Annotated in this window: 11 protein-coding genes and 2 rRNA genes (1 of these 13 cut by a window edge); 4 read left to right on the forward strand and 9 right to left on the reverse strand. The window is 51.5% G+C overall.

Translation table 11 applies throughout. From position 1 onward, the window contains the following. The first annotated feature begins 61 nt into the window (after positions 1 to 61). Both H2508_RS00825 and H2508_RS00830 read left to right on the forward strand, forming a co-directional pair. Positions 62 to 658, forward strand: a complete 597-nt coding sequence (locus H2508_RS00825; protein WP_182168526.1) for a hypothetical protein — start codon at positions 62 to 64, stop codon at positions 656 to 658. Continuing rightward, a complete protein-coding gene (locus H2508_RS00830) occupies positions 655 to 1,317 on the forward strand; it encodes a hypothetical protein (RefSeq protein WP_182168527.1) in 663 nt (220 codons plus the stop codon). Before H2508_RS00825 ends, H2508_RS00830 begins: the two co-directional genes overlap by 4 nt. A gap of 45 nt (positions 1,318 to 1,362) precedes the next feature. Here the strand turns inward: H2508_RS00830 and H2508_RS00835 are convergent, their stop codons facing one another. From H2508_RS00835 to H2508_RS00850, 4 genes are all read right to left on the reverse strand, one after another. Beyond that, positions 1,363 to 1,677: a DUF2288 domain-containing protein gene (locus tag H2508_RS00835; RefSeq protein WP_182168528.1), complete on the reverse strand. Its 315-nt coding sequence runs from the start codon at positions 1,675 to 1,677 to the stop codon at positions 1,363 to 1,365. Then, positions 1,670 to 2,320, reverse strand: coding sequence for an MBL fold metallo-hydrolase (locus H2508_RS00840; RefSeq protein WP_220463534.1), 651 nt, complete (start codon positions 2,318 to 2,320; stop codon positions 1,670 to 1,672). Before H2508_RS00840 ends, H2508_RS00835 begins: the two co-directional genes overlap by 8 nt. Before the next feature lie 64 nt (positions 2,321 to 2,384). Beyond that, positions 2,385 to 3,689: a dicarboxylate/amino acid:cation symporter gene (locus H2508_RS00845; protein ID WP_182168529.1), complete on the reverse strand. Its 1,305-nt coding sequence runs from the start codon at positions 3,687 to 3,689 to the stop codon at positions 2,385 to 2,387. Between the two features lie 41 nt (positions 3,690 to 3,730). Next, positions 3,731 to 3,997: a hypothetical protein gene (locus H2508_RS00850; RefSeq protein WP_182168530.1), complete on the reverse strand. Its 267-nt coding sequence runs from the start codon at positions 3,995 to 3,997 to the stop codon at positions 3,731 to 3,733. A 225-nt stretch (positions 3,998 to 4,222) separates the two neighbouring features. Between H2508_RS00850 and H2508_RS00855 the strand changes: the two genes are divergently transcribed. Continuing rightward, positions 4,223 to 4,624 carry a CBS domain-containing protein gene (locus H2508_RS00855; RefSeq protein ID WP_235964639.1) on the forward strand — a complete coding sequence of 134 codons (402 nt, stop codon included), beginning with the start codon at positions 4,223 to 4,225 and terminating at the stop codon, positions 4,622 to 4,624. Positions 4,625 to 4,751: 127 nt separating this feature from the next. Further along, a complete protein-coding gene (locus H2508_RS00860) occupies positions 4,752 to 7,070 on the forward strand; it encodes a Tex family protein (protein WP_182168531.1) in 2,319 nt (772 codons plus the stop codon). Positions 7,071 to 7,161: 91 nt separating this feature from the next. Here the strand turns inward: H2508_RS00860 and H2508_RS00865 are convergent, their stop codons facing one another. From H2508_RS00865 to H2508_RS00885, 5 genes are all read right to left on the reverse strand, one after another. Beyond that, positions 7,162 to 9,045, reverse strand: a complete 1,884-nt coding sequence (locus tag H2508_RS00865; protein ID WP_182168532.1) for a hypothetical protein — start codon at positions 9,043 to 9,045, stop codon at positions 7,162 to 7,164. Between the two features lie 107 nt (positions 9,046 to 9,152). Then, entirely contained in the window at positions 9,153 to 10,103 is a 951-nt protein-coding gene (locus tag H2508_RS00870; RefSeq protein WP_182168533.1) for a hypothetical protein, read from the reverse strand. After that, positions 10,090 to 11,178: a GGDEF domain-containing protein gene (locus H2508_RS00875; protein WP_328799274.1), complete on the reverse strand. Its 1,089-nt coding sequence runs from the start codon at positions 11,176 to 11,178 to the stop codon at positions 10,090 to 10,092. The genes H2508_RS00870 and H2508_RS00875 overlap by 14 nt, the downstream gene beginning before the upstream one ends. 275 nt (positions 11,179 to 11,453) lie before the next feature. Continuing rightward, a 5S ribosomal RNA gene (gene rrf / locus H2508_RS00880) occupies positions 11,454 to 11,569 on the reverse strand. Positions 11,570 to 11,744: 175 nt separating this feature from the next. Beyond that, positions 11,745 to 13,691 (reverse strand): 23S ribosomal RNA (locus H2508_RS00885) (it continues 956 nt past the right edge of the window).

The following is a 13,691-nucleotide window of genomic DNA, read 5'->3' on the forward strand; positions in this document are numbered from 1 at the left end:
AGTACTAACTGCCTGCGGTCCTAACGAAGTCCTGGTCAAAGGACAGTTTCCGGCACCGCTCATGCAAAAACTGCCCCTGAATATCGCGCTCTGGTATGACGAGGCCTTTAGCCAGCACGAGTTTTTCGACCAAGCCAAGGGCCGCAGTGGTTCCAGCTGGATAGTGAAAACGGGGGAGGCTCAGGTGGACCTGTGGAACACCCTGCTACCAGGAATGTTTCAGCAGGTTCGTCTCCTGACTGAAGCACCCCAAAAAGGCAGCACTATAGCTGGAGTTGACGCGATATTAGTGCCGCATATCGAAGAGCTACAATACGCCATCCCCGCTCACACTCAGATCAAAGTCTATGAAATTTGGCTGCGTTATCGCTTTGAGTTATTAAGCCCTAGCGGCGCGCCTCTGGCCGAGTGGAGCATGACAGCTTACGGCAAAACACCGACTGCTTTTTTACAAAGTGATGAAGAGGCGGTGAATTTAGCCGCCGTGGTGGCACTGCGTGATGCCGGCGCCAACTTTGCTAGCCAGTTCAGGCGAGTAGCGCCGCTGCAGAGCTGGCTCGCCAATCACTTACAGCAGGGCACTGGGCCACAGCAGCTCTCCAGCCAAAACATCCACAGCGAGACAGCCCTTCAGACGCAGCGGGGAGTAGCGCAATGAGATGCCTAGTCATTATTGCGGCAGCCTTTATCACTGCCTCACTCAGTGCCTGCGTCACCTCCACTGTCGATGAAGCGCTCTTCAACTCACCCAGCAAAGGCATTGGCGATGCCACCGTGGTCATCCTTGGCCGACGCCATGCTAGCGATTATGAAACCGAGCCCGGCTTTATCGACTGTGTGGGCAAACATATCACCGCTCACGACCCGAGCATTGAGGTAATCGACGAGTTGAGTTTTATCAATGAACTCTATCCTTGGTTTGAGCCGCGCACTGCACCACTGCACCCCCAAGACATTGAACTTTTATTGCAGAAAAAACTGGTGGCACAGAAGCTCCAAGCCTTAGGCACACGCTATATGATCTGGATTGACGGCAGTACCGTGCGCAGTGATTCAGCCGGCTCCTTGGCCTGCGGTGTTGGTCCTGGCGGCGCCGGCTGCTTTGGCTTTGGAACTTGGGATGACGACTCCAGCTACGAGGTCACCATTTGGGACTTCAACAGACGTGCCGAGGTCGGTCGTATTAACACCACCGCCAGCGGTCAGTCCTACATGCCTGCAGTGATTGTTCCCATACCAATTATTGCGCCAGTACAGGTCACCGCCTGTGACAGCGTAGGCGAGCAGCTACTGCAATTTCTCTCCAGTGAATATTAATAGCGAGTTGCAAGTCATGTGCGCCATCTAGCACAAGCCTCTGCTCTAGTGCTTCTCGCGATCTTGCACCAGCACCCAAGGCGGCGCCACCACAGCCCACAGGCTGCGCTGGGCTTCATACCAAGCCAGTGCTTCGTCATCGCTGACCGCTGCCACTTGGCCACTGGCCGTCCACTGCTCAAACTGAGTGACATTATCTAGCCCCAGCTGCACTGCCACCTCAATTAAATCCAGCTCACTAGCGACGCGCACCACACTGCCATGGGCATAGTAAGTTTGCAGGTCCCGCCAGGCTATTTGTGCCGTCTGACCATGAAACTCACGTCGCAACAAGGCCTCCTTGTCTAATGACTCAGCCATAGCGCTGGTCCGCCACGAAGGGATTGCTCTGTCGTTCTTGACCAAAGGTTGAGGTCGGGCCGTGTCCAGGGATAAACGTAATATCATCTCCCAGCGGGAACAGTTTATTGCGGATACTAGAAATCAACTGCTCATGGTTACCGCGTGGAAAATCACTGCGACCAATAGAACCTTGGAACAAAACATCGCCAACCCAGGCTAGCTTTTGCTCACGGTGTAAAAACACCACATGACCTGGGGTATGACCAGGGCAGTGAAACACTTCCAACTGCTGCTCGCCGACCTTAACCACATCGCCATCTTCCAACCAGCGATCGGGTACAAATGCATCGGCATGCGGAAAACCGGCCATCTGGCACCATTCCGGCAGCTTGGCAATCCAGAAATCATCTTCTATATGGGGCCCCTCAATCGCTACCTCTAATTGCTGGCGCAACACATCCGATGCCGCACAGTGATCCATGTGACCATGAGTTAATATGATTTTCTCTACCGTCGCGCCCATTGCCTCCACTTCAGCAAGAATACGCTCCACATCACCACCTGGGTCAACAATGGCAGCCTTGCCACTGGTCTCACACTTAATAATGGAACAGTTCTGTTGATAGGCCGTCACCGGCACTATGCGAACTTTAATCGACATACTTCACTCCCTTGTCGCGCATTGCGCCTTAGAATTTATTCGCTGTGGCTGAGCAAAACTACCGTCATACTTTAGCCACAGTGTCCCCTGCCCCCGTATCCATGTCCGCTTTCGGATTAAGATAAATCTGCTCATCAAATTGGTTTTCACTGCGCCCCACCACCACTGCAACAGTTGCATCACCGGTAACGTTAACCGCTGTGCGCACCATATCTAGCAGGCGGTCCACCCCGATAATCAAGGCGATACCCTCCACCGGCAGGCCGGCCTGCCCCAGCACCATGGCAAGAGTGATCAAGCCAACACCTGGAACCGCAGCGGTACCGATAGAAGCCAGCGTGGCAGTCAAAATAACCGTGATATAGGCCGACAGCGAGAGATCAACGCCATACACTTGAGCGATAAAAACCGTGGCCACACCCTGCATAATCGCGGTGCCGTCCATATTGATCGTGGCGCCTAAGGGCACCGTAAAACCTGCCACTGAATTTTGTACCCCCAGACGCTTCTCTACTGTGCGCAGTGTAATTGGCAGGGTGGCACCTGAAGAGGCGGTACTAAAAGCAAAAGCCCAGACCGAGCGCATTTTCTTCATCATAATGCTCGGTGAAACCCCCGCTAGAGTCTTCAATAGCACACTGTAGACCACTAGAGCGTGGAAAATGAGCACCGCCAACACAGTAAAGAAGTAAGCGGCTAAATCAATGATCGCGCTAATGCCCATGTCGGAAAATAGCGTTGCCAACAAGGCAAATACGCCGTAGGGCGCCAAATTCATTAATATCCCCACCATGCGCATAATCACTTCTTCCAAATCTCGGAAAAAGGCAGCGATGCGCTTTCCTGGATCACCGGCATGGGAAATTGCATAACCAAAGAGCAGAGCGAATACGATAATCTGTAGCATATTCCCGTCAGCCATGGCCGCAATCGGGTTAGAGGGCACAATGTTGGCTAAGACATCCACCAATGGCGGAGCCTTACCCACTTGGAATTCTGCCACCCCGGGTAAGGAAACATGTGTTCCCGGCCCCACCAAGACGGCGACCCCTAGAGCGATGCTGATCGCTATCGCCGTTGTTGAGAGGTAGAGCACCAGGGTTTTAGCCGCGATGGGCCCCATTCGGGCACTGTCACCGAGCGAACTAGAGCCGCAAATCAGTGACACTAGCACCAAGGGCACCACTAAGAGTTTCAGTGAGGAAATAAATACCCGCCCCACTAAATCCAGCACCCCATTGACCAAATAATCTTGAATAATCGTATGTACGGCCGGTGCAACTCCCGAACTATCCAGAATCAGGTCCAACAGCGATCCCAGTAGGATGCCGGCGACCATGGCGATCAAAATACGATTAGTCAGACTCATAAGCGGGCTCTTGTAGTCTTAGAATTTGAGTTAACACAGTATTAGTCTTCAGCGCTCACACAGCTGCCTTTGACATAGCTGATCACTAGGTCGTGCGCACAGGCATTACAAGGTGATGAGTAGTCCTGTTCTGTATCACCCTCCAGCACAGCGCAGACTGGATCATACTCCATGGTACAGACCTGCGGCCTTGGCGATGTGCAAGACACTAGCGAGGATTGTAGCGGGGGCTTAGGCTGAGGCTGGGGCTCTGCAGCACTACAAGCCATCAAAAACAACAAGGGCGAGAGCAACAGAACTCGCAACATAGGCGGCACTCCATCCGCGTCTAAATACCAAGCTTGCAAGACTACCATTGTCATCGCTCGAACGCAGCCACGAGCCCACTCAGCTGCCACAACAATTTACTAAGCGCAGGCTGAGAGTGAACTCTGTCGATATAATCCACTGCAGCACTTAGGATCTATATTCCGTTACACTAAGGCACTAGCAAGGACAATAATGTATAGCTGAGCCAGCCTGAGAGGAACACAATGCTGAAATCGGTGAATCTTCGTAACTATATGCTGAAAAATCCAGTCCGGGTCAACGCAGAGGACAACATACTAGAAGCCATGCAGGTGATCTTCGATAACAAAATATCGGGCTTATGCGTGGTCGATGACAAAGACAACTTAGTGGGCATTTTGTCTGAGCTAGATTGCTTGCGAGCGGCGCTGAGTGCAATTTATAACGACTCAAATATTGGCAAAGTCAAAGACTATATGGCCAAGGATAACCTCGCTGTCGCCCACCCCAATGAAGATATCGTAGACGTTGCCCAAGACATGCTACTTAAAAACAAGCGCCGACGGCCTGTTGTCGAGGACGGCAAACTCATCGGGCAAATTACCTGCCGCCAACTATTGCGCGCGGTGAGAGAATTTAAGGGCTAAGAGGCTTTAGTACTCCCCGTCCGGACTGTGTCTGACACAATCCGGACTGAAATTCCAGATCGTTTTCATCCATTGACTAGCGCATAATAGCGTCCGTTTTCTTTCCACAAAACTGTAGTAAATACTCATGAGCACAGCCATTTCCCAGCGCCTAGCGGACGAACTTTCGGTCCGTGAAACCCAGATCAACGCTGCTATTTCTCTGCTGGATGAGGGCGCAACCGTACCCTTTATCTCGCGTTATCGAAAAGAAGTCACTGGCGGTTTAGACGACAGTCAAATGCGCCAACTTGAAGAGCGGCTTCACTATCTGCGAGAGATGGAAGATCGCCGCCAAACTATCCTCAACTCCATCGAGGAGCAGGGCAAGCTCACCCCCGAACTCAAGCAGTCTCTGCTGGCTGCCGACAGTAAAAACCGCCTAGAAGACCTCTACCTACCTTATAAACCCAAGCGCCGCACTAAGGCTCAGATCGCCAGAGAAGCGGGCCTAGAGCCTCTGGCTGAAGCCTTACTAGCTGAGCCAACACTTGACCCAGAGCTCCTCGCCCAAGACTTCTTGAATGCTGACGCAGGCATAGCAGATAGTAAGAGCGCCCTCGATGGAGCGCGGCAAATTTTAATGGAGCGATTTGCTGAAGATGCCGACCTGCTGGCGCGCATTCGTGCATTCCTCCAGGAAAACGTGCTACTTGCCTCGCGCTTAGTGGATGGCAAAGAACAAGAGGCCGCTAAGTTTCGCGACTACTTTGAGCATACTGAGGCGCTGGCAAGCGTACCCTCCCACCGCGCTCTCGCTATATTCAGGGGGCGCAATGAAGGTTTCTTGCACCTTAACTTGGTCATGCACAGCGAGGAGAAGCCCTCGGACGCGCACCCCTGTGAGGCGATGATCGCTCAGCATTGGAAGATTGAAGATCAGGGTCGTCCCGCTGACCGCTGGCTGCTAGATACTGTACGCTGGGCTTGGCGGGTTAAACTACTAACCCACCTACAAACCGACCTCCTCGGGCAATTGCGCGAACGTGCCGAGCTTGAGGCGATTGAGGTCTTTGCCAAAAACCTCAAAGACCTACTGCTAGCGGCTCCAGCCGGGGCCAAAGCGACCATTGGCCTAGACCCAGGCTTGCGCACCGGTGTTAAAGTTGCGGTAATCGATGCCAACGGCAAATACCTAGACCACGCGACGATCTATCCGATTGCGCCTCAGAAGCGCACTCAGGAAGCCGCTGGTATCTTGTTAAAATTGATCAAGCAATACGATGTGGCATTGATTGCTATTGGCAACGGCACCGGTAGTCGAGAAACTGATAAATTTGTCGGCGATTTACTGCGCCAACACCCCGAACTCAGCACCAATAAGATCATGGTTAACGAATCTGGCGCCTCGATTTATTCCGCATCAGAGTTCGCAGCCCGGGAGTTTCCAGACTTAGACGTCACCATTCGCGGCGCCGTGTCGATTGCTCGACGCTTACAGGATCCACTGGCAGAGCTGGTGAAAATTGACCCTAAATCTATCGGTGTAGGTCAGTACCAACACGATGTTAGCCAAGTGCAGCTAGCACGGCAGTTGGATAAAGTGGTTGAAGACTGTGTTAACGCTGTAGGCGTAGACGTTAACACCGCTTCCGTACCTCTCCTATCTCGAGTGTCCGGGCTCAATCAGTCCATTGCCAGTAATATTGTCGCGCTGCGCGATGAGTCTGGCAGCTTTTCCAATCGCAAAGAATTATTAAAAGTTTCGCGCTTTGGTGAAAAAACCTTTGAGCAGGCTGCAGGTTTCTTACGCATTGTTGGCGGTGACAACCCACTCGATGCATCCGCTGTTCACCCCGAATCCTACGACGTCGTTGAAAGCATTGCTCAGCGCGAGAAGCGGGAACTGTCCAGCATCATGGGCGACAGCAGCTTTTTACGCTCTCTCAAAGCAGAAGACTTTGTCAGCGATAAAGTCGGCATCCCAACTATCGTTGATATCATTGCCGAACTGGATAAACCCGGGCGAGATCCCAGGCCTGAGTTTCGCATGGCGAGCTTCCAGGACGGCGTTGAAAAAATATCTGACTTAAAGCCCGACATGGTTTTAGAGGGTAGCGTCACTAACGTCACCAACTTTGGCGCCTTTGTCGATATTGGGGTACACCAAGACGGCCTGGTTCATATATCAGCGCTGGCAGAGAAGTTTGTGAAAGACCCAAGGGAAGTGGTCAAAGCCGGTGATATCGTGACTGTGAAGGTCATGGAGGTCGACGCAGAGCGCAAACGCATAGCTCTGAGCATGCGCTTAGCTGATAAAGCCGCTGACAAAGCTTCTTCTAGTCCTAGGGGAGAGCGAGCCTCTCGTGCACAATCCAAACACGCAGGCAAAGGCAGTAAGGCTAGTAATCAGCCCGCTGCTAACACCCTTGCCGCAGCATTTGCCAAAGCCAAGCAAGGACGATAGGCCGGCATCTGCTCTGCGTCAGCATATGTGCTGTGTACAATTTTTCTATCAAGACGAGGCTCTGTTATTGAGCCCCGTTCATAGCAGACATTTAAAGCTCAAACTGGCTCGCCAGCTCACGCATCTTAGGCCAGGCAAGCAGTGCTCTAGCGAAGTATTTAGCACAGCGACGAATTTCATCAGCAACACGTTCATTATTCCAGTGCTCTGGCACCTGGGGAAGGTCGCTCAGTGATGTGACCTGTTGTAGAGCAGCCATACAGTCCTGTGCGTTTGACTGTAGGTACTGCTGCCAAGACTCATCAAGTACAGCACTATCTTGTAGGCGATCATTGAGGGTTTGTAGCATTAAGGCTTGGCGACGTGTCAGGTTTGAGCGGAAACAGGCCTGCAAACCTTGAGTGCTTAGCGCAGCGAGAGACTCTAAGCGGGCTGCAAGTAAGCTTAAGCGAGTGCCTAGGTCGAGGCTTCTATCACTTGGCTTGCCCTCTGCTAAATATGAGGACAGCAACTGCAAGCCCCCTCGAGGCACCACAGAATCGCCTGAGCGATTACCCTGACGCTCTTCTAGCGGCAGGTGAGGCACCGCCCAGTCATATTCGAGCACTGCTGAATCAGGCATCAAAAACTCCAGCATAGCACCGAAAAGCTGGTCCTCGCCGCGCATGGCAGGAAAGTATGGCGGCAGCAGATGCCTGTTATCCAAACCGGTGACCTGGGACATAACCGCACGCTTCAGCACTACTGCTTGCGGGTGGCCGACCCAGCACTGCCGTGTTGCCAAGGCATTCATAAGTCCCCCTGGCGTAGCTAACATCTCTTTAATACTGTTTAGCGACATATTGGCCAGCCAGGCATTATTTGCTGTGCCGGGGTCACCAACAGTTCCGGACTGGGTAACCAACACCGGTGTATTAGCATTAAAGCCGAGGAATGGCAGGGCGCTGACACCCTCTAGCTGCTGAGGCTGTAGTTCGGCTAAACCCAAGTCAGTTAAGGCTTCTGCTAGACCCATACCCAAACAGCGAGTATGGCCAAGCAAGGGGTCAAACTCTGCTTTCTGCCAGCGCCCTTGCCACTCCTGAAGGTCACGGTAAAAATGCGCTTCGGCCATACCGTTGGAAAACCTGGCTGCTGCCGAAGTATCTGATTGCTGTAATGCCAAGCAAAGCACATCATCATCCATCACCACACAGCGGTCACCGACCGAAAGCAAAAGACAGAGGGTACGAGCGCGACCATAGGTCTTCAGCTTGCCCCAAGGTTCACGAGTGAGTAGAAACTCGATGGCCTCTCTGTCATTGGGCATAGCACTGATAAGATGATTAATGAGGCTCTGCTGCTCCGCACTACCGACGTAGTTCACCGGCACAGGGCAAAGCAAATTAAATTGTTCTACCGCCGCTCTATTTAGGCTAGCGTTGCTCGCATCACGGGAGTCGTCGATCAAATACAGCTGTTTTTGCCGAGCGAGTTTGGCGTTTGCTAGCATCGATTCCAACAAGCGCTGAACTGCAGCTGGCCGATCGCAGGTAATGATAAAAACTTTACTGCGATCTCTAGGGGCCGGTTCAGCAGCAGCTTGATTAATCTCAGCACATATCTGATCTGCAGAAATAAATAAACCTGCGTCGCGCACTGACATCAGTACGCGCAGGGCATCGTCGACATTACCGCCAAGCTGAGGGAATATGCTGACCAAATGCTTTGCATGCTGGTCGAGAGTACGGAAAACCGTGCAATGTGGCAGTACCAGAGCAACTTCTTGAGCTATAAATAGCTGTCCCCCAGTGTTCTTTCCAACCAGCAACACGCCATCCGCTAAGTTAAAACTTTCATACTGATCGACCGCGTAGAGCTCTATGTGATTGCCGGGACGAGGACTAGCAGTCTCTTCAGCGGAGACCGAGGGGCTTGGGCTTGGGTTTTGCTCACCCAGACTAAAGGAATAAGAAATAATAGGCTCATCACTCATGACTGTGACTCATTGTCGGCGAAGGAATTGGAAGGAGCAACGATTCTAGGGTTAGCCAGCAAAACTGTAAACTTTGTGCGGCACAAATTAAGTAGCCCAGGCTATTGTTATAAAACAGGCCAGCGGTAATCACTGGCTTGAAGATCTAAGTGTAGGGGCTTCTGTTGCCTGTCTACCTCTGCAAACCAATCGCTTATTGCCTGCATAAGCGCGGGCATACTCGCCAGTAAAGGTAGCTCTAGAAGTGCTGCATCCGCTGTTGAGTTTAAATGAATGAGATGAAGGCCTTGTTGATCTACAGCTTCAATACTTAACTGCGCCCAATCAATGACTACGCCCTGCTCTCTCTGCTGCTTAAACTCAATGGACAGGGCTTCCAGCTCCGTAAAAAGCTGCTGACATAGCCGCTTAACTGTTGAAATTGCTTCGCCGGCCCCGAAATGCAAGTGTAAATCTGCGGCGGAACAGCTTATGGCATCACTGCTAAATTCCCAAGTTAGAAGGCTTGCTCGAATAGCAGCTAAAGCAGCAGAGGGTACGGTCTGCCCAGCTAATAATTGATGACAAAGATTATGCTGACAAAACTTAGTTAAAACCGCCTGTTCAAAAGCAGATTGTTGGCCATCCCTCGGATGGCTCAACATCAGACGGTAGTCACCGACCTTCAGCAAGACCGGAGCTAGTTCATCGACGCTCATCGTCACGGGCGCGCGTGCGGCGATAAGCGCATCAGAAACCCTGTGTAGGTAGTCACTATAGCGCTTAACCGACACTGCCCAGCCTCGGTTTTTAGCACTATCACTAGTAGTACCACGGAACTCTCGACGTGCAAGTTCGGCCTCAGCACTATAGGCCTCAGCGAGCTGATCAAGGGCTATGAGAGCAAATTGCCTAAGCTCCTGTTCCTTGCCCTTAGTCAGATGGTAAGCAATACGATGATAACGGCTCAGTGAGTCACTACTTGATTGGCTGGCCTGTCCGTCAGCGTAACAAAATATGGCTAAACAGAAGAACCCTATTGGCCCTAATAAAAGTGCCTGGTAACTAGGTCCTTGCACCCGTCTGCAGCTCGTCAAGGGATTCAGAGGTCTTGGCCCCTAAGCTGGTGGCTCCAACCACCTGATTTCTGCCATGGTCTTTAGCATGATACAAGCGCCGATCTGCAGCGCTCATCAGTGACTGCAAGCTATCGCCATCTGGCCCCAGTTCAGCAACTCCAATGCTGACACTCACCTTAACCTCGATGTCTTTGAGCTTTAAAGGTTTGCTGATAACCGCATGACATAAACTATGGGCGACTTGATGGGCCTCATTAGCGCTGGTCTTGATTAAGAAAATGCCAAACTCTTCACCACCAATTCGGGCTAATAAATCGGTGGCTCGCAAACGGTCTTTCATAACTTTGGCCACATGAGTCAAAGTTTCATCGCCAACCCCATGTCCATATTGATCATTCACTTGCTTGAAGTAATCCAAATCCACCGCCAAATAAGACAGCGGCCAATTTTCTCTATGAGCCCGTTTACTTTCGCGCAGAAAAAACTCATTCAAGCCCATACGGTTTGTTAAACCTGTTAGATAATCTCTGTGCGCAGACTGCAAAAGCTGCAACTCTGAACGCTCTCGGCTTATTTCGTAAGCATGTGAACAAGCCAAAATACAAAATGAGAGAACGACCATATTAGCTATAGAGCGCATCTGCATTAGCTCAGGGGTCTGGTGATATTTAAGCCAAAATACAATTGCCGTTAAGCCCATAAAAAACAGCGATAGAATTAGGCCTCGGAGGCGGCCTAGCAATAAGTGGCTCAGTATTGGCACGAGAAAGACCCAGCCGAATATAGTGATGCTGGTTTCGGGCAACTGAAATGCCAGTATCATCACAGAGAAAAACGGAAACAAATAGGCCAGAGACAGGCGCGTCAGGTTGTCGGTCCGTCTGAGCAAGAACAGTACCACCACGGAGTAAAGCACCATAGCGAGGTTTGCGAAAACCAGGAGCGCTGCGCCCAGTTTTATAGTCATAATCGCAAAACCCAGCCCGGCAATGATAGTGATGTATATCAATGCCAAGAACACCGCTCGACGGTGCTTTTGGGTCAGCCTGTGCAATACTTTTCGCTCTGTCATCATTGTTTGTTATTAGCGAGATCAGAAAGGGCCAATGAATGATTTGATCATAATTACAGTGACAAGGCACGGCAGAAAAGCGTAAAAGGCAGAGGGTTGGGTAAATTTTCAACAAAAGATGAAAAAATAACTCAATCAACTGAGTCAAAACTAAGCCGCCCACGGGATTGATCGCTGCCGGCGTCCTGCCTCTCGCGATCTACCGGCCGTCGATGGCCATATAATTTATGGCAAAAAAAAACCCCGCAGCTACAAGAACTGCGGGGCTAGAAATTAAAGCCTGGCGATGACCTACTCTCACATGGGGAGACCCCACACTACCATCGGCGATACGTCGTTTCACTTCTGAGTTCGGAAAGGATTCAGGTGGTTCCAACGCTCTATTGTCGCCAGGCAAACTGGCTTGGATATTTCGGTCTTAGGCACTGTAGGTGCGGCCTACTTTGATCCAAATAAGGCGGTAAATTAAGCTGTCTGTTCTTTCTGAGTTGCCTAGCAACTCTGGACTTAATCACAACATCCGCTGTCTACTCATACTCGCCTTGCGGCAAGCAAATAACTTGGATTATATGGTCAAGCCTCACGGGCAATTAGTACTGGTTAGCTCAACGCCTTACAGCGCTTCCACACCCAGCCTATCAACGTTGTAGTCTTCAACGGCCCTTTAGGGGAATTAAATTCCCAGGGAGAACTCATCTTGGGAGGGGCTTCCCGCTTAGATGCTTTCAGCGGTTATCCTGTCCGAACGTAGCTACCGGGCAATGCGTCTGGCGACACAACCCGAACACCAGTGGTTCGTCCACTCCGGTCCTCTCGTACTAGGAGCAGCTTCCCTCAATTCTCCAACGCCCACGGCAGATAGGGACCGAACTGTCTCACGACGTTCTAAACCCAGCTCGCGTACCACTTTAAATGGCGAACAGCCATACCCTTGGGACCGGCTTCAGCCCCAGGATGTGATGAGCCGACATCGAGGTGCCAAACACCGCCGTCGATGTGAACTCTTGGGCGGTATCAGCCTGTTATCCCCGGAGTACCTTTTATCCGTTGAGCGATGGCCCTTCCATACAGAACCACCGGATCACTAAGACCTACTTTCGTACCTGCTCGACTTGTCAGTCTCGCAGTCAAGCGCGCTTGTGCCTTTACACTAACCTCATGATTTCCGACCATGATTAGCGCACCTTCGTGCTCCTCCGTTACTCTTTGGGAGGAGACCGCCCCAGTCAAACTACCCACCACACAATGTCCTCGATCCAGATAATGGACCTAAGTTAGAACCTCAACTTTACCAGGCTGGTATTTCAAGGTTGGCTCCACAACAGCTAGCGCCATTGCTTCAAAGCCTCCCAGCTATCCTACACAAATAAAGTCAAAGTCCACTGTGAAGCTATAGTAAAGGTTCACGGGGTCTTTCCGTCTAGCCGCGGGTATACGGCATCTTAACCGCAAATTCAATTTCACTGAGTCTCGGGTGGAGACAGTGTGGCCATCGTTACGCCATTCGTGCAGGTCGGAACTTACCCGACAAGGAATTTCGCTACCTTAGGACCGTTATAGTTACGGCCGCCGTTTACCGGGGCTTCGATCAAGAGCTTCGCCGAAGCTAACCCCATCAATTAACCTTCCGGCACCGGGCAGGCGTCACACCGTATACGTCCACTTTCGTGTTTGCACAGTGCTATGTTTTTAATAAACAGTCGCAGCCACCTGGTCACTTCGGCCAGCCTCAGCTTAGGGAGCAAGTCCCATCACCAAAACCGGCGTACCTTCTCCCGAAGTTACGGTACCATTTTGCCTAGTTCCTTCACCCGAGTTCTCTCAAGCGCCTTGGTATTCTCTACCTGATCACCTGTGTCGGTTTACAGTACGGTTCCTTCATATCTGAAGCTTAGAAGCTTTTCCTGGAAGCATGGCATCAATCACTTCGCTCGATCTTTCGAAAGAGCTCGTCATCAACTCTCAGCCTTAACCGCCCGGATTTACCTAAGCAGTCAGCCTACAGCCTTAAACAGGGACAACCATCGCCCTGATGACCTAGCCTACTCCGTCCCTCCATCGCAATATGAAGAAGTACGGGAATATTAACCCGTTTCCCATCGACTACGGCTTTCGCCCTCGCCTTAGGGGCCGACTCACCCTGCGCCGATTAGCGTTGCGCAGGAAACCTTGATCTTCCGGCGGGGAGGTTTTTCACCCCCCTTATCGTTACTCATGTCAGCATTCGCACTTCTGATACCTCCAGCAAACCTCCCGGTTCACCTTCAACGGCTTACAGAACGCTCCTCTACCATGCATATAAATATGCATCCGCAGCTTCGGTTACCAGTTTAGCCCCGTTAAATCTTCCGCGCAGGCCGACTCGACTAGTGAGCTATTACGCTTTCTTTAAAGGATGGCTGCTTCTAAGCCAACCTCCTAGCTGTCTAAGCCTTCCCACATCGTTTCCCACTTAACTGGTATTGGGGACCTTAGCTGGCGGTCTGGGTTGTTGCCCTCTCGACAACGGACGTTAG

The organism is Sediminihaliea albiluteola (genome assembly GCF_014077625.1).
GTDB lineage: Bacteria > Pseudomonadota > Gammaproteobacteria > Pseudomonadales > Halieaceae > Sediminihaliea > Sediminihaliea albiluteola.